The sequence below is a fragment of the Blastopirellula sp. J2-11 genome (assembly GCF_024584705.1).
GTDB lineage: Bacteria > Planctomycetota > Planctomycetia > Pirellulales > Pirellulaceae > Blastopirellula.
Genome location: NZ_CP097384.1, coordinates 646,337 through 661,653 on the forward strand (window position 1 = coordinate 646,337; position 15,317 = coordinate 661,653).

Genomic DNA, 15,317 nt, shown 5'->3' on the forward strand with positions numbered 1-15,317 from the left:
TACGCGCTGACTCGCTTGCAATCAGTACGCTGCGCTACAACTTGAGCAAAGTTTAATGCAAATTCATCACTTGGGCTGATCGTTGGGACCAAGCGGGAACTTCAGCAGCGCTGCGCCTTCGGCCGGTTGCGAATTCAATGCGGCGGTCAGTTTGGCGTGCGCTTCGGCGGCGCCCGGGGTGACCGACAAGTCGGTCAACGGGCGTTTTTCGAGCACGTCATTATCGACGTCGATCAAACGCCCGTCGCTGTGCAGTTTCCAGCGTTGGTCGCGAACATAGCGGACCGGCTTGGTCTGTTCTGGCCTAGGATTGTAATAGCAGTAGATCCAATCGCGCGGCGTGCCGGGATCTCCTAATAGCTGCGGTTGAAAACTGCGACCGTCAATTCCTGTTGGCGTCGTCGCGCCGGCGACGTCAGAGAGGGTCGGCAGAAAGTCAGAGAAGTCGATGAGGTCAGTGCAAGTTATGCTTGACGGAATCACGCCGGGCCAGTAGCCGACCAACGGAACGTGTGTTCCCGCGTCGGTCATCTTTCCTTTTCCGCCTTGAATCATCTGGCCATTGAGCTGCGAGCGGATCGCCGTATTGGAGCCGTTGTCGCCGGTAAAGAGGATCAGCGTGTTGTCGGCTTGGCCGGTTTGTTGAACATGGTCCACGATCTTGCCAACCTGTTTATCCATGTAAGCGACCATCTCCTCAAAGTTTTTTTGCTTCCGTTTGGGGTCGCGCGTCTTACTGTCAGGCGTCGGCACAAACGGATTGTGAACCAAGATCATCGGATAGTAAACAAAGTAGGGTTGGTCCGACTTTTGGTCGATGAACTTCAAGATCTGTTCGACGGCGATATCGGGACCATATTGGTTTGCCGAAAACTGTCGGGTCTCGCCGTTGATATTCAACAGCGGCGCGTCGTATCGCTCTCCCAACTGTTCGACTTGCCACAAGCACCACTGGTCGAAACCGGCGTCGCTGGGCGACATCCCTTGGCCACGAAAACGCTTCGGATAATTGTTGGCGCCATAGAGTTGCCATTTGCCGGCGATCATTGTCCGGTAGCCGGTTTCCTTCAGCAGATGCCCGAAGGTGCGCTGATCGCGATTGAGAATCGAAAACGCCGAATAGTTCCGCACGTTGGAAAGTCCGGTCATCATTTTGACACGACTCGGCGTGCAAAGAGGCTGCGAATAGCAATGCGTAAACCGCATCCCTTGAGCAGCCATCCGGTCAATATTGGGCGTTAAGTACTGCTGCGATCCGTAACAGCCAAAGCACTCGTAGCCGATATCATCGGCCATGACCAAGATGATATTCGGCTGCTTTTCGGTAGCGCACAAGAACGAAGGTGGTAACAGTAGCGATAGCATGGCGACGAGCAATGGAGTTCGCATGGCACAAGTCTTCTCCAAGGCGAGAGCGGCGATAAAGCGTCTATTCTAGTCGATTGTAAGAGGCCGCGTCTCCTTGATTTTACGACGCTGCGAACTCTGCTTGGGCTGCGAAGCGGATTTTCTGATCGGTGCGTGACTGAACCAGCGCGGTGAGATGATAATCGGCCGGATCGACTTGCGGCGGCAGTTCTAGCTTGGCTTGGCCGACGGCGGCAGGCGATTGAATCATCTGCAGCTTGCGAACGACGTTGACGTGGGAGAGCGTTCGGCCTTTGTTTTCTCCCGCATCGACCTGACGCGAGGCCCGCTTTTGCACCAACGCTAATTGCAACGAATCGTGCTCCGCTAGATCGGTTCCCCTCCAGGTGACCTGGGCCATGTTGGCCTGAGAGGTGACGTTGACTTTTAATTGCGTGATTGGTTGACTGCGGAGCCCTGCGTCGATTGCGCGATCGGTCGTCGCTTGATTCGATCCGACGAACTCGACACGGCCATTGACGATCATTTGCGGCGTGTAAACTCGATCGGCGTTAAACGCCTGGGCGTAAATTCGTTGACGTTGCGAAAAAGCGGCGTCACTGAAGGGATCTTCCCAACCCAGATAATTCCAATAGTCGACGTGAAACGAGAGGGTGTAGATCGGCAACTTCTGCTGCTGCGCTATAAGATTCACGCGCGCCAGGTTCTGGTCAGCGCTGGGACAACTGTTGCAACCTTCGGAGGTAAAAAGTTCGATCAGCGCAAATCCAGAGGTCGCCGCTTGAGCGGTCGTTTCCTCTTCGCCGCGCAGCGGCGCATCCAGAGATGGGCTGAAACCGATGGTCAGTCCGGCGGCCATGCGAAGCGCCATGCGACGAGAAATCTGCAACGGAGTCATCGGATTTGCCTTCCGCGAGGGAGAAGAGTTCTGGCCGCGACTCGTGGGAGCGTGAGTGCGGCCGAGCTTTCCCAATCTTACTATACTGGCGTTGAAATCGTCGCAAGTCGGTGAGGTGGCGGACGAAACTTGGCGGATCTGCCGAGAATCGCCCCCAAACGGTCGGGTCGCCCTCTTGGAGCGATCGACGCTTTCCCGAGAATGGAATCAGGCGAGCCCCATCCAGCGGCGAAACGACGAAAGAGCCAGAGTGACCGCAAAGGAATCGATCGAACTGACCCATGAGCGGGAAACGCTGCTGATCACGCTATATGGGAAGGCCGAGGAGAGTCGACTTCCCGATTCGTTGTTGCAGGATCACTTTGCCGCCGACGTAGTGGAGCGACTCGACTATGATTTCCCCAAGTTGCGCGTGACCCGCGACGGAATGATTAGCTTGGCGATGCGCTCGAAGGTGCTCGACGATTGGACGCGTGACTTCCTGAATCGATATCCGCAAGCAACGGTGCTGCATTTGGGGTGCGGATTGGATAGTCGAATCCTGCGGGTAAACCCCTCCCGTGATGTCGCCTGGTTCGAGGTCGATTTTCCGGAGGTGATCGCGCTGCGTCGCCGTATGTATGGAGATCGCCCTGGCTGTGATTGGATAGGCGCATCGATTCTAGACGATGGTTGGCTCGATGTGACGCCCCGCGATCGCCCGACTTTGGTTGTCGCTGAAGGAGTGCTTCCCTATTTGCCGATGGACGCCGTGCCGCGATTGTTCCAGCAGATCACGACTCATTTCGATCAGGGAGAAATCGCGTTTGACGCCTATACGCGTTTGGGCGTGCGGATCCTCAATCTTCTGCCATCGATTCAAGCGACCGGCGCCAAGTTGCGCTGGGGGCTGGGCGATCCTCATTCGCTGGTGGCGCAGGCGCCGCGTCTGACGTTTGTCGACGAGCAAACGAGACTTGATCCCGAGCAGTTGACGCGGATCTCTTGGCCGCTACGAACTCTCGCCCAGATCATGCACCTGGCGCCGCCGCTGCGGCGGTTTGGGCGTCTGTTGCGCTACCGGTTTGGTTAGCGCAACAGTGGTAGGCGAAGCGGCGTCTACTCGACCAAATAAACTTCATAGGCTGGGTCTAGTTTCCATGTCGGAGCGATATCGACATCCAGCAACGCGATGATCCGCAAGGTGCCCGTCACGATCCGAGTGTCGAATGTTCCTTTGCCGGCAAGCAACAGATGCCCCCATTTGCTATAGAGCGTGCCGCTGATCGTCCCCGGTCCGAGCAAGTTTTCTTGCACCAGCACGATGGGACGACGATCATGACGGCGCTGATAAATCATCATTCCGTCGTAGGGACTGCTGGGACTATTAAGCGGTGAGTAAGAACTTCCGAGAACGCCGATGTTGATGACGGCGCTTGGTAACAGCTCAAGCGCTCCGACATTGCCGGGATGCGTTTCTCCATCGAAAGCGTCGACGCCGGGGGAATGGACCGAATAGCTATTGTTATCGGTGATATAGAACATCACTCCGTGGGCCTGAACATTCGCCGCCAGCATCGTTAGCGAGAGTTGAGTCAACGGGCTTTTGCTCCGAATAACGTAGACTCCCGGTTCAAAAATCACGTTTCCCGTGACGATATTGATCCACTCGTACACGCCTGGCCTAAGCAGGGTAGGAGGGCCGATCAAAGGCAAGCCGACGATCGTTTTGCCTCCATAATAGTTATCGACGATGTTGACCGGGTCAACGGAAACGGTCGGCGGCGGAACTTCACGCAGCGGATCTGGAACAGGGCGACTGCCGGCGCGCAACATGGTCGAATAGTCGCCATCATGTCCGCGATAGTTTTGGCGACGGTCGACTCCGCCGGCGACGCGTAAGTCGCTGGCTTGAAGTTTCGCGAGCGGCAGAATCGGAGTGCAGGCGACCGCATAGGGAGGTCCCTGCGATAGTCCAGCCGGTAAGCCGAACTCGTCTTCGCCTCCCCAGGTGTTGTTGACAAGGACCGCGCCGTCGACGGTAACGCGCCCCAGTCCAAGGATTTCGAAACCGCCGATCAGCGTTGGCAACGACGGAATAATTGGCAACGCCTGCAAAAGCTTGAGAGGCGGCGGATCTTCGTCGAGCACGACGATCGCCGCATCGTCCGTCGCCGGTTCGATGCCGGCTACGGCTCGCACTGACAGCGACGTATCTTGGGCAAGCTGAAAGATCCCGCCAAAATAGTTGTCGAGCGGACGGTTGATGATGATTTCGGCATGTCGACTGGAGCCTGTGAACTCACCGGAAGTAGGCGGAATGTTGACTTGAACAGCGCCGTTGGCCAAATCGTCGTTGGCGAGAAAGTTCGCCTCCGCCGCGGTGATCGCCGTACTGGTTGATTCGGCTCGATATAGTTCGTCTGCCGCGACCAACGCGGCGGCGTCCGCCATATGTTGCAGCGAACGCGACTCGGTTGTCACTCGACTGCCGTCAAACACGAGCAACATGCTGGCGAACAATGCCGGCAGCAGAAGCACGACCAGCACAAGAATTTTTCCGCGTCGGCGACATGCGCGCTGCGAAGTACGTCGATGTCTGAACATATATAGGCCCCTATCGTTCAATACGCATTTGAGTTTCCGCTTTTAAGTTCAACTGATTGATCATCCAAATATTGCCAAACAGAAAATCATGGTCGTACTCGACGATGACGTTGACCCGTTGATCGGTCAGATTGTCGCCGTCCAGCCAATCAACGATGATGCGAACATCCTCGGGCGCCATCGTCGCCAGAGAAGGACGAATCGCCACGGCAATTGAGTCATCCGCCGCCGCCGTCAGTTCTACACGGTTCGGTCCCCACTCCGAGAAATCGCTCTTTTCACCTCGAAGTACCGCCGCTCGAGCGACTCGCGAGGCGCTGTCACGGAGTAAATTGCGGCGTAACGAAGCGACGCCAAACTCCAACATGCCGACTAGCATGAAGAAGACGACAACCAGGCAGAATACGCCTTCGATCATCGCCGTGCCTTGCCGTCGCTGGCGAGGTATTTGCATTATATTTCTCCTAACGCACTTGGCGCATTTCGTACTGACGTGCGAGCGTCACTTCAGTTCCCATGCCGCTCCAATTAAACAGCGTTGATATTTGATAGGTAGCGGTTGCAATCACAGTAACGCGATCGTCTTGCTCGATTGCTTCGACGTTGACTTGGAAATTTTGAGATTCGAAATCTGGCATTATTTCCATCTCTTGACGAATGGTTTGTTCCGAAATATCGCTCCAACTTTCGTACGTAAATGGCGTGAATTGCATTGTCGCTCCGCGATGGACACCGTTGCGTACGGCGTTGTCCAGAGTGATTTTGGCGTATTGCACGTTGGCGGCGTCAACCGTAAAGATCGTGATCGTAATCAGCAACGGCAGGCATACCGCCAATTCAATAGCCGCCGCTGCAGTTCGTTTGGCGTGGTTCATTTTGAGTCGCTTTCGCTTTCATCCGCATTCAAGGTGGAGTCGCAGAGCTTGCCGCTAATCTGAATTGCGGCAGGTCCCGCGAGCACGACAAAGATCGTAGGAAAGATAAACAATAAAGTCGGAATCAGAATTTTGACGGAAGCTTGTTGCGCACGTTCCTCGGCGCGTTGTTCTCGTTGATATCGGAGCATGTCGGAAAGTTCGTGCATCGCTTCACCCATCGCCGAACCGAATCGTTGGGAATGCTCCAGAAAGGTTGAGAGCGTTTGCACTTCCTCCACTCCGGTACGATCCGCCATGCGGCGGAATGAGTTGTCAAGCGAGATGCCGAGCGTCCCGTCGCGCGCCACGAGGGCGAGCTCATAAGAGAGTTCCGCATGTGTCGACGATAACTCTTGATGCACGTGGCTGATCGCTTCCGCCGCGCCCATGCCTCCTTCAAGGCATGTTACAACGAGGTCGACGAAATCGGGCAACGATTCTCGCAGACGTTTTTGTCGCTGTTGAGTGCAAGATCGTAACCATAATTCTGGGATCAAGATCCCAATAAAACCGAGGCAGACGCCGACAAGGATGGTTGCATGAAATGGAAAAATGCCCAGCAATGCGATCGGCAATGCGATAAACACCGGACAAACCATGAGCAATAGACGCGCCAGCATGAATAACGAGATCGCCGTCGGATTGTGGAACCCGCCTGAAACCAATCGCCGCGTATAGTAGCCGCGCGACTCCTCTTCATTTGGCAACAGTCGCATTTCGATAAAATTGAGACTGCTGGCGAGTGAGTTTGGTCCTGGCTCAACTTTTGTCCGATTTTCGACTTCCCGCAAATACGAGTCGAGTCGTGCATCGGATTTCACAACGGCGATACGAGACCTGGTTAACGCATACAAGACCCCGCAAAAAACAAAGGCGAAGATTGCGGTTTGTATGATCCAGAGATTGGAGAATGCATCCATATTTCCGCCTGTTTAATAGTCAATGTTCACGATTCGAGAGATGAGGAAGGCGCCGATGCATTGCGAAATCGCACAGCCAACGAGTATCTCGTAATGTTCCCAGAGAACGCTGCTATACTCGGGAGCGACCAGTGCTAACGCGGCGAGCACCAAAACCGGCATCGCGATCAAAACGACCGCTTGCATGCGACCTTCGCCAGTCAGCGCCTTGACGCGGCGCCTCATCTTGACTCGCTTGCGTATAAGATCGGCCAGCTTTTTCAGTAGGTCGGCAAGATTGCCGCCGGCGCGCTGTTGAACGATCAACGCGACTGCAAAAATCCGTAATTCCATGACATCGACGCGCCGAACCATATCGCGCAGCGCAACCTCGTTCGCGACGCCTAGATGTTGCTGTTCGTAGTAGTGCGTAAACTCCTCTGACAACGGTTTCGGAAAATCATTGGCGACCATCTGAATCGCTGTCGGCAACCCTTGGCCTGCGCGGAGAGCGCGAGAAATCGCAGAAAACGCTTCGGGCAGTTGCTGCGTCAACATTTCGGTTCGTTGCAGTCTGCGATGACAAATGCACGCGGCAGGCAAAGCCCCGGCGATCATGCCGAGCGGCGCTAGGAAGAAGGAGTTGGTTAAGTAGTAAATTCCGCCGCCACCGATCGCCGCCAAACAAAGGGACGACAGAGCGAAGTCCCGCGGACTCAGTTGCGATCCCGACTGTTCAAGCCATGTCGTGAACCGCGTCGCCAATAACCGGGAATTGAACGTAAAGCCGGCGTTCGGGTTGTTCAGTTCTCGTAGCAACGGCGATGTATTGGTCCGCGAGCGCATTTCGTCGGAAAAGACATCTTTCAAACGGTCGTCTGCGCGATGACGCACGCTGAAGAACAGGTCGTAAACAATCCAACCGATACTGACGATGGAAAACGTCACGCCGATGAAGGTAAACAGCATTACGGATGAAATGGACATCGCGATAGCTCCACAAGCGGCGGCTTAGCCGCAATTTTGAAAGAGGGTAGGCGGCAAAACGCAGCCGCTGGCTCGAATCTGGTCGATCGCACGCGGCGTGACGCCGTGCGCGTTGAATCGGCCTTGCACCTGGCCGGTCTCTTCATTCATCGATTCCAAATAGGAAAAGATCGACTCGGCGATCAGTTCCCCCTGTTCTCCCCGAGCTAACTGACTGATTTCGGTGACGCGGCGAATCCCGTCATGCGAACGTGATACGTGTACGACCAGATCTACGGAGGAAGAGATTTGACGTTGGATGCACCACATCGAAAGCTCTTGCTGCGAGATGCCGACAAGCATTTCAAGACGTTGCAATGCGTCGGTCGCGCCGTTGGCGTGTAGCGTTGTCATGCTGCCGTCATGGCCGGTATTCATCGCTTGCAGCATGTCAAAGGCTTCGGCTCCGCGGCATTCGCCGACAATGATTCGGTCCGGTCGCATGCGCAGCGCATTTTTCACAAGATCCCGCGTCGTGACGCAGCCGCTCCCTTCGATATTCGCCGGTCGCGTCTCCAGTCGCGCCACGTGCGGTTGACGCAATTTGAGCTCGGCGGCGTCTTCGATGGTGACGATCCGTTCATGAGGCGCGACAAATCCCGACAGCATGTTCAATAGCGTCGTCTTGCCGCTGCCAGTGCCGCCGGAGACGATAATATTCAGGCGCGCGCGAATTGCGGCTTGCAGGAACTCAAGCATCTCGGACGACAGCGATCCCGCTTCGACAAACTGGAGCGGGGTCATCGACTGTGTCGTTGAACGACGAATCGACACCAGTGCGCCGTCGATCGCCAGCGGTGCGATGACGGCGTTGAAGCGACTTCCGTCTGGCAGACGAGCGTCGACCATCGGACTCGACTCGTCGATTCGCCGGCCTGCTTTACAAGCGATTCGCTGAATGACTCGCAGCAGCTGCTCACGACTGTTGAAGCGGACTTTGCTCCGCTCGATCGCGCCAGTTCGCTCTATGTAAACGTCGTTGGGACCATTGATTAAAATGTCGGAGATGGTTGAATCTCGAAACAGAGTTTCCAGAGGGCCGAATCCGATCATCTCGTCGATGAGTTCAGCCGTCAGTTGATCTTTGTCGGTAAAAGAGATCAGGTCAGGATTGGTCAGAAAGATATCCTCAATCGCCCCTTTTAATTCGTGTCGAAGCGATTGGTCATTCATCTGATCCATGGCGCGCACATCGATACGATCGACGAGGGATTTATGGATTCGGCCTTTGACGACATCATACGGCAGTCCCAGTTTTTTGGGTGTTGGCGTCGGTGCGGCGAGCGAAAACTTAGCTGATCGGCTCTGAAACATGGTTCATCTCGGCTTTAAGTTCAAAATGTCGTTTTATGTCGCCGCTAATCTGTATGCATGCTTTGGCGAGCTTGGAGCGGGGATACTCAACTACGACAGGTACTCCCACGTTGATAGCGTCGGTCGCCATCCGCGTCTCCTCGGGGATCAAATAGTCAATCGAGCGACGCAGCACAGGTTCAGCTCTTTCCTTGGTGATGCCGCTTCCCTGCGCCGTTCGATTGGCGCATAAATGGACGTTATTCATCTCATTGGCGGCTAAATAGTCGAGCAACCTGCGCGTGCGTACAAGCGACGGAAACTCGATTCGAAATGCGACGTACAAGTGATCGACCAACGTTAGCGCCGCGATCTGTTCACGATGAAATACATCTTCCATGTCGATGATTACGTAGTCGTGCATCGCAGCGAGAACGCCGATGGTGCGGTGAATCGATTCTGGTTGCATGATTTCCTGACCATCCAGAAATTGCGGAGCCGCCAAGAGATTCATCCCAGACTCGTGCCGCGACAACAGCTTGCTAACGGTCACCGCATGAATGTCGTCGGCGCTGACGGCGCATTCCAAAATGTTGCTCTCCGGCTGTAGTCCCAGGTGAAGAGACGCGTCTCCGCCGCAAAGATTCAGGTCGACCAGGGCGACGCTGGCGCCCTCCTGGGCTAAGCTAAGTCCGCAGTTAACCGCCAGCGTGGTCACGCCAACTCCGCCGCTTGCGCCGCAAAAGGCGATGATTTCGCCGGATTGAACGTCTCGCTTGGACTGATCTTGCATGTGGAACAGGATCTCGTCCAATTCATTGGCGAAGTCGCCTGCGACGTTGATATAGTCCGTGGCTCCGGCGCGAACAAATCGCATGATATCGGCCGGTAACGTCACAGCGCCGAACAGAATGATCGGCTTGTCGGTTAGTAAGCGTAGACCTTGCAAAGTAGAACGAGTTACGCTGGGGTCTTGTTCAGCGATGACGCAAAGAAGATCCATCTTCTCCTGCATCAACAACAATTCTTCCCGAGCGTCACTTAATTGCTGACTGACCGTCTTCGCAACTCGTACGCCTCTCTGGGCAAGAATGCCTTCCAGCGATTGGGCCAGATTACGCGGCCCCAGCAAAATAGCGTTCATTGACTGTCCATCTTTCTCACGCCGAAACGTGATTCTTGATATGGATGCGAACGCACGTTGCGTCGCACTGCCCCCAATCAATTGTGTCCCCGCCGACCTGCGTTAGCGGGTTACTGAAATTTGGATTCAGACAGATGTAAGTCAAGAGTTGCGATGAGAGACTCGATCAGAACTTGCGTATTTATTTAAGAGAATTGCACATTCGGCATAAACCGAAGTTGCGAATCCGGAAATCTCCAACTAATCGTTATGATGCGATAAGTATTAGTATGGTTTGCACTGTGGAATTGTGCAAAACCGCTTCCATAACCAAATCGCAATGAAACGCGATGAGAATTTTCTCGTTTCCTCGCTGTTTTCTAGAAAGCTGTCACTTCAAGAAGTACTTCCAGTTGGTCGCCGCCCACCCTCGCGAGAGGTGCTATGGTTGGAAAATACTATTGCTGGGGGCAGCACGCATGAATCGACGAATATTCGAGATCAATGATATTGGGCAGTTGCCATTTTGGACGTCTCAGTGGGATCAACTGCATGCAAGAACGTCCGCCGCGACGTTCTTTCAGACGTGGGAATGGCTCGCGGTGACCTGGAAGCATTTTCCACGACCGCAAAAACTGCGGCTCCTCGTGATCCTTGAAAACGAGGAACCGATTGGGTTTGTGCCGTTTTGCGTTCGTGAGCAAAATTTTCGAGTCGGCGCCTTACGCGTGCTGTCTTATCCGCTCGAAGATTGGGGCCCCTTTTTCGGCCCCATTGGCTGCGATTCGGTCGAATGTTTTCGACTAGCGATCGAGCACGTACTGCGCAGCGACCGTGACTGGGATGTGGTCGACCTACGTTATTTGTGCGAGCAGTCCGCCGGTTTTGCTGAGATGGATAAGATCTTGACGCAGCAGTCGCGCCTATTTTTTCGCCGTCCGCGCATGGAGGCGCCGGTCATTGAATTGGCGGGAACCTGGGAAGAATATATCGGACGACAATCGAAGAACTGGCGACGGAATATGCGCCGTGAGCAAAGCCGTGTCGCGGATCTGGGCGACTTGCAATTCGTCCGCTATCGCACGCAGCCGGAGAGCGGCGAGGTAGATCCTCGCTACGATTTGTTCGAGGACTGTCTCTGCGTCTCGCAAAAGAGCTGGCAGGCGAAGTCGAGTCTTGGCGCCGCATTCTGCAGCCCGGCCGTCCGGCCTGTACTTCGTGAACTGCACGAGGTCGCTTGTCGCCGTGGAATGATCGATATGAACGTGCTCTATCTCGATGAGCGACCAGTCGCATTCCTCTACAACTATCTTTGTCAACGCGAAGTCTATGCGCTGCGTAGCGGCTACGACGCAGATTGCGCGATCGGTAGTCTGGGTACGGTCTTGTTGCATGAAGTTGTCAAAGATAGTTTTCATCGCGGTGATCGCCTGATCAATCTAGGGCCTGGTACGCAAGACTATAAAAAACGATTCGCTCCCGAATCGCGACGTGCGATCAACTATACCTACTATTCTCCCTGGTCGTTGCGGTCACAAGCATTGTGCCTCAAAGCGGCGCTCGATCCGCTTCTGCCAGGCTTTCAAGAGCGTTGTCAAAAGCGCTTGGTGACCTAGTCGCCGCAACGAACTCGCGTGCAGATCATGCGCCTAACGCAGTCGTTGTGGCGATACAGATATCCGTTTGGCTGCTGTTTTTCGGCGTCCAAGCGGTCGCGGATCGCCATGTTTGATACTCGTAGGCGAGCAGTGGAACGTAAGCAGCCAACAGGTACAGTGGGAAACAGCCGAGTTCCATCGTGACAAAAATTCCTAAGTGCATCGAAACGCCAAACAGCAGCGCCGCGATACGCGTCCGGCGAAACGACAGCAGCAACGGAAAACCGGCTTCCCAGACCATGACCGACCAGGTCATCCATTGCGTGATCCAGTAAGGTGTCGGCAATGCGTCCGCCGAAAAGCGAGTTAAGCTCAGGTCACGCATCACGTAGTACAAGCTGTCGCCGGCAGGCCAATTTTGTCCCGATAGTTTGCAAAGTCCGCTGGCGCAGTACATGCAAGCCAGTTGAATCAGCAAAAGTCGCAGCGCCCAAGGAGACGCTTGAATCGGCTCTTGTTCTGCTCGCGACGAAGATTTCAGCCAAGCGTCAACCGACCAGACGGCGCCGCACGGAGTCAACATGACGTACAACAGCAGCATGCCGTGAATATGATCGCCTGCATTGATCGCGTACATGTTCATATTCGTGAACGAAATCGACAACGCCCAAACGGCGATCGCACAGAGTCGCGTATTCCAGCCGATTAGCAGGCCGATGGTCGCTGCGATCCAAAGATAGAAGATCACCGAAACCGCCTGCGGATCGTTGATTCCCTGCAACAACGACCAGTGCAGCTGAGGCCTATCAAAGAACCAACTGTACAGTCGTACGTCGCCGGTGCTGCCGCGTCCGTAAAGCACGGCGAGTTGCGGCGCCATTGTCAACAGCTGATCAAGCAGCAGCACTGCGGCGATTCCGATCCGCAACATCGCATACAACTGGGCGTTGAGCGGTTTCGTCCACCAACGCATGCGTGAAAGAGGCCGCGGCAGCCAAGGAGTGACGCCAACGACGCTTGACGATTGAACAGGTGCGACATTCATTATTCGGACTCCGACGCCCAAGGTTGGTAGATGAATTGTTCCGTGACGGGATCGTAAACTTCAATCGGGATAACATCGCGAGGATACTCGGCGGCAGGCGTCCAACGAGCGATCGCCATGCAGTAGGGAGCGGGCGATTGGCTTGGCCCGTCCGATCCCGGCGCTGCGATTTCGTAACCGCGAACATGAATGACGATTTCATCCGGCGAAGGTGCGTTAGGAAAGTCGGCGAGAAATTCTTCGACTCGCAGCGACGCCCAGACGGTCAAGATATCGAAATCGTTCGCAAGTTTGTCTTGAATCTGCTTGGCCCACCGCTGACGAGCTTCCAGCTCGGTTTCACCCGTATTGAACGTAAACGTCAAAATCAGATTTTGTTCAACGCTGCGGGTTCGATTTCCCGCGTAACGAAGGTAGTTGGATGTGTCGTTTGGTTCGTTGTCTGACAGCAGCCAGGTCGATTGTTCGCTGTCGTTCCAACGAAATTCACAGGCCAAAAACGCGGTTTGATCGTTGATGTTAGGAGCGAACAGCGACCAGCGCTGCGGTTGTTCGGTGACTTGACCATATTTGTCGACAGCGTAGATGAGAGAAGAGAGACCGCCCAACTCATGTGGATGATTTCCGGCGCGACTTTCGTCCAGCGCCTTGGTGATGGCGGAGGATGTTTCGGGAAAGCGAAGCGTGACCACTTCGAGCGTTTCCAGGCTGTTGGCGACCGCAAGATAGAACAATTGCCAAACGATAAACGAGCCGAGGGCGATGCTGCATCCGCTTCGCCAAAGTTGGTTGGTCATTGTCGTCGACTCCTTGAAAAAAATGGGACGCCCCGTCGAGACGCAAGACGGGGCGCCACAGAAGGAAGGACTAATTCAGGGGACCGCGGGGGCCTCGAATATCACGCGGGGGATGCGTGTAAGGAGGACGTTTAATATCTTTCGGATTCGGGAAGGTCGGGCCCGGCTTGTGGGAAGGAAGCGTCGTGGGCGGGGGAAAGCCGATCTTCTTGGGCCGGCCTAAGACGGCGTCGTAGTGGGTCGGCGGAATCTGTCGCTTGGGACGCGGAGTGGGCGCCTTGATGTCTTCAAAGATGTACTTCCGCCATTTGCTCGGAGGATCTTTCGGCTTGGGCGCGTCCTTAGCGGCCGGGTTGTGCGGCACGCTCAGACCAAACTTGGTGGGTGACATCGAAGGTTTCGGTCGCGGTTTCGGCTTGTAGTCGCCGTTGACGTACTTGCGCCAATCCTTCGGCGGATCGGTCGGCTTAGGAGCATCTTTGGCTCGCGGAGTTTGTGAACGGCGAAGGCCCAGCGACGACGTGGAGCCCTTGGGGCGAACCGGCGGTTTGAAGTCGAGCACATAGTCCGATCGCCAATCCTTCGGCGAATCGCTTGGCTTGGGAGCATCTTTGACCATCGGAGCTTTCGATCCGCTCAGGCCAAATGGTCGCGGCATCGCCGATGACTTCGGGCGAATCGGCGGACCTTTGAAGTCCCGAAAGATAAAGTCCCGTTGATCCTTGGGGGGCTTCGAGGGATGCGGTGCATGGTCTGCTTGGACCAGCGAAGTGGTGACAAACGAGGCCCCGAGCAAAGTGACGGCGCCGAACAATTTCTGCAAATTCAAAAGCATCGTTATTCTCCGGTTGGAATTTTCTGAGCGACGTTTCACAGCAAGCGTCGCTTCACAGTGAGGATTGACCTGAGCGGCTCAAACCGGACAGAAAACAAGAAACATTTTTCTCGGTTCTGCGCTTCGAGCCCGTTTGAGCCGTTTTCCTCTCTTCTGACTCCCGCCGCCGGGCCGAAATAGATGGCGAGGGGCCGATTCCTGTGGAAGAATGAGATTTCTTGTCCGCTTTGTCAGAATCGCAGCAATCTCTGAAAGGTATTTGCGCCTGGGCGCATTTAATCAGGGTAGGGGCCCAGCGTTTCCCCTGTTCTTTATTTTTCAAGAGACCAGCCGCATGGATGAACAAGACGTATGGCCTGCTCAAGCGTGGTTCGCCGCATTGGCCGCTGGCGACGCCGCAATTGAAGAAGAGTTTTGGCGAACCTACGCCGGTCCGCTGCACCGGATCGCGGATCGTCAGTTGTCGCAACAGTTAAAGCGCCGCGTCGATCCCGAAGACGTTGTTCAGTCGGCCTGTCGCACCTTTTTTCGACGCGTGCGCCAGGGGGAGTTTTCGATCCAGGATCGCAGCGACTTGTGGCGACTCTTGTTAACGATCACCTTGAATAAAGCGCGGCTGCAGGCTCGCTTTCATGGTCGCGCCTGTCGCGGCATGAATCGCGAGCAATCCCTGGTGGATGAACCGGCCGCCGGCAAGGGATCGGCGCTGGAAGATGAACTAGCTCAGATCGATTTCGCCGACTTTCTGGAATCGATCTTGAAGCACCTCAGCGCTGAGCAGCAAGAGATATTGCAACGAACCCTCGATGGTCAGACGCAAGACGAGATCGCCGAGGCGGTTGGCTGCAGTCAACGAACCGTTCGGCGAATGCAGGCCAAAATTCGCGAATCGCTGCAGGCGATCTTGCAAACCGATTTAAGTCTCAGCTAGT

The 15,317-nt window shown here is 55.1% G+C and carries 15 protein-coding genes; 3 read left to right on the plus strand and 12 right to left on the minus strand.

Going from position 1 to position 15,317, the window contains the following annotated elements; translation table 11 throughout:
* Positions 1 to 66: 66 nt before the first annotated feature.
* Both M4951_RS02665 and M4951_RS02670 read right to left on the minus strand, forming a co-directional pair.
* Positions 67 to 1,389 carry a sulfatase-like hydrolase/transferase gene (locus M4951_RS02665; protein ID WP_262024940.1) on the minus strand — a complete coding sequence of 441 codons (1,323 nt, stop codon included), beginning with the start codon at positions 1,387 to 1,389 and terminating at the stop codon, positions 67 to 69.
* Between the two features lie 79 nt (positions 1,390 to 1,468).
* Complete coding sequence (locus M4951_RS02670) at positions 1,469 to 2,266, minus strand: DUF1223 domain-containing protein (protein WP_262024941.1); 798 nt, start codon at positions 2,264 to 2,266, stop codon at positions 1,469 to 1,471.
* A 250-nt stretch (positions 2,267 to 2,516) separates the two neighbouring features.
* Between M4951_RS02670 and M4951_RS02675 the strand changes: the two genes are divergently transcribed.
* Positions 2,517 to 3,338 carry a class I SAM-dependent methyltransferase gene (locus M4951_RS02675; protein WP_262024942.1) on the plus strand — a complete coding sequence of 274 codons (822 nt, stop codon included), beginning with the start codon at positions 2,517 to 2,519 and terminating at the stop codon, positions 3,336 to 3,338.
* A gap of 26 nt (positions 3,339 to 3,364) precedes the next feature.
* Here the strand turns inward: M4951_RS02675 and M4951_RS02680 are convergent, their stop codons facing one another.
* From M4951_RS02680 to M4951_RS02710, 7 genes are all read right to left on the minus strand, one after another.
* On the minus strand, positions 3,365 to 4,795 hold the full coding sequence (locus M4951_RS02680) for a pilus assembly protein TadG-related protein (protein ID WP_262024943.1): 1,431 nt from the start codon (positions 4,793 to 4,795) through the stop codon (positions 3,365 to 3,367).
* A 67-nt stretch (positions 4,796 to 4,862) separates the two neighbouring features.
* Complete coding sequence (locus M4951_RS02685; RefSeq protein WP_262024944.1) at positions 4,863 to 5,306, minus strand: TadE/TadG family type IV pilus assembly protein; 444 nt, start codon at positions 5,304 to 5,306, stop codon at positions 4,863 to 4,865.
* 10 nt (positions 5,307 to 5,316) lie between these two features.
* The gene (locus tag M4951_RS02690) at positions 5,317 to 5,727 is read right to left on the minus strand and encodes a TadE family protein (protein ID WP_262024945.1); all 411 of its coding nucleotides are present in this window, start codon (positions 5,725 to 5,727) and stop codon (positions 5,317 to 5,319) included.
* Entirely contained in the window at positions 5,724 to 6,485 is a 762-nt protein-coding gene (locus M4951_RS02695; protein WP_262024946.1) for a type II secretion system F family protein, read from the minus strand. Before M4951_RS02695 ends, M4951_RS02690 begins: the two co-directional genes overlap by 4 nt.
* A 216-nt stretch (positions 6,486 to 6,701) precedes the next feature.
* Positions 6,702 to 7,655 (minus strand): type II secretion system F family protein, encoded by a 954-nt coding sequence (locus M4951_RS02700; RefSeq protein ID WP_262024947.1) that lies wholly within the window; start codon positions 7,653 to 7,655, stop codon positions 6,702 to 6,704.
* A 24-nt stretch (positions 7,656 to 7,679) separates the two neighbouring features.
* A complete protein-coding gene (locus M4951_RS02705; protein ID WP_262024948.1) occupies positions 7,680 to 9,008 on the minus strand; it encodes a CpaF family protein in 1,329 nt (442 codons plus the stop codon).
* The gene (locus M4951_RS02710) at positions 8,986 to 10,131 is read right to left on the minus strand and encodes a CpaE family protein (protein WP_262024949.1); all 1,146 of its coding nucleotides are present in this window, start codon (positions 10,129 to 10,131) and stop codon (positions 8,986 to 8,988) included. The genes M4951_RS02705 and M4951_RS02710 overlap by 23 nt, the downstream gene beginning before the upstream one ends.
* Positions 10,132 to 10,589: 458 nt before the next feature.
* Here M4951_RS02710 and M4951_RS02715 point away from each other — a divergent pair, with 458 nt between their 5' ends.
* Positions 10,590 to 11,726, plus strand: coding sequence for a GNAT family N-acetyltransferase (locus tag M4951_RS02715; RefSeq protein ID WP_262024950.1), 1,137 nt, complete (start codon positions 10,590 to 10,592; stop codon positions 11,724 to 11,726).
* 25 nt (positions 11,727 to 11,751) lie between these two features.
* Here the strand turns inward: M4951_RS02715 and M4951_RS02720 are convergent, their stop codons facing one another.
* The 3 genes from M4951_RS02720 to M4951_RS02730 all read right to left on the minus strand — a co-directional run bounded on the left by M4951_RS02720 (position 11,752) and on the right by M4951_RS02730 (position 14,385).
* Complete coding sequence (locus M4951_RS02720; RefSeq protein WP_262024951.1) at positions 11,752 to 12,753, minus strand: HTTM domain-containing protein; 1,002 nt, start codon at positions 12,751 to 12,753, stop codon at positions 11,752 to 11,754.
* On the minus strand, positions 12,753 to 13,550 hold the full coding sequence (locus M4951_RS02725; RefSeq protein WP_262024952.1) for a hypothetical protein: 798 nt from the start codon (positions 13,548 to 13,550) through the stop codon (positions 12,753 to 12,755). The genes M4951_RS02720 and M4951_RS02725 overlap by 1 nt, the downstream gene beginning before the upstream one ends.
* 70 nt (positions 13,551 to 13,620) lie before the next feature.
* On the minus strand, positions 13,621 to 14,385 hold the full coding sequence (locus M4951_RS02730) for a hypothetical protein (protein WP_262024953.1): 765 nt from the start codon (positions 14,383 to 14,385) through the stop codon (positions 13,621 to 13,623).
* A gap of 334 nt (positions 14,386 to 14,719) precedes the next feature.
* Between M4951_RS02730 and M4951_RS02735 the strand changes: the two genes are divergently transcribed.
* Positions 14,720 to 15,316 carry an RNA polymerase sigma factor gene (locus M4951_RS02735; protein ID WP_262024954.1) on the plus strand — a complete coding sequence of 199 codons (597 nt, stop codon included), beginning with the start codon at positions 14,720 to 14,722 and terminating at the stop codon, positions 15,314 to 15,316.
* The last annotated feature ends 1 nt before the right edge of the window (position 15,317 follow it).

Coding starts and splice junctions, on each gene's coding strand:
- M4951_RS02665 (WP_262024940.1), bottom strand. CDS start 1,389: ATGCGAACTCCATTGCTCGTCGCCATGCTATCGCTACTGTTACCACCT.
- M4951_RS02670 (WP_262024941.1), bottom strand. CDS start 2,266: ATGACTCCGTTGCAGATTTCTCGTCGCATGGCGCTTCGCATGGCCGCC.
- M4951_RS02685 (WP_262024944.1), bottom strand. CDS start 5,306: ATGCAAATACCTCGCCAGCGACGGCAAGGCACGGCGATGATCGAAGGC.
- M4951_RS02690 (WP_262024945.1), bottom strand. CDS start 5,727: ATGAACCACGCCAAACGAACTGCAGCGGCGGCTATTGAATTGGCGGTA.
- M4951_RS02695 (WP_262024946.1), bottom strand. CDS start 6,485: ATGCGACTGTTGCCAAATGAAGAGGAGTCGCGCGGCTACTATACGCGG.
- M4951_RS02700 (WP_262024947.1), bottom strand. CDS start 7,655: ATGTCCATTTCATCCGTAATGCTGTTTACCTTCATCGGCGTGACGTTT.
- M4951_RS02705 (WP_262024948.1), bottom strand. CDS start 9,008: ATGTTTCAGAGCCGATCAGCTAAGTTTTCGCTCGCCGCACCGACGCCA.
- M4951_RS02710 (WP_262024949.1), bottom strand. CDS start 10,131: ATGAACGCTATTTTGCTGGGGCCGCGTAATCTGGCCCAATCGCTGGAA.
- M4951_RS02715 (WP_262024950.1), top strand. CDS start 10,590: ATGAATCGACGAATATTCGAGATCAATGATATTGGGCAGTTGCCATTT.
- M4951_RS02720 (WP_262024951.1), bottom strand. CDS start 12,753: ATGAATGTCGCACCTGTTCAATCGTCAAGCGTCGTTGGCGTCACTCCT.
- M4951_RS02725 (WP_262024952.1), bottom strand. CDS start 13,550: ATGACCAACCAACTTTGGCGAAGCGGATGCAGCATCGCCCTCGGCTCG.
- M4951_RS02730 (WP_262024953.1), bottom strand. CDS start 14,385: ATGCTTTTGAATTTGCAGAAATTGTTCGGCGCCGTCACTTTGCTCGGG.
- M4951_RS02735 (WP_262024954.1), top strand. CDS start 14,720: ATGGATGAACAAGACGTATGGCCTGCTCAAGCGTGGTTCGCCGCATTG.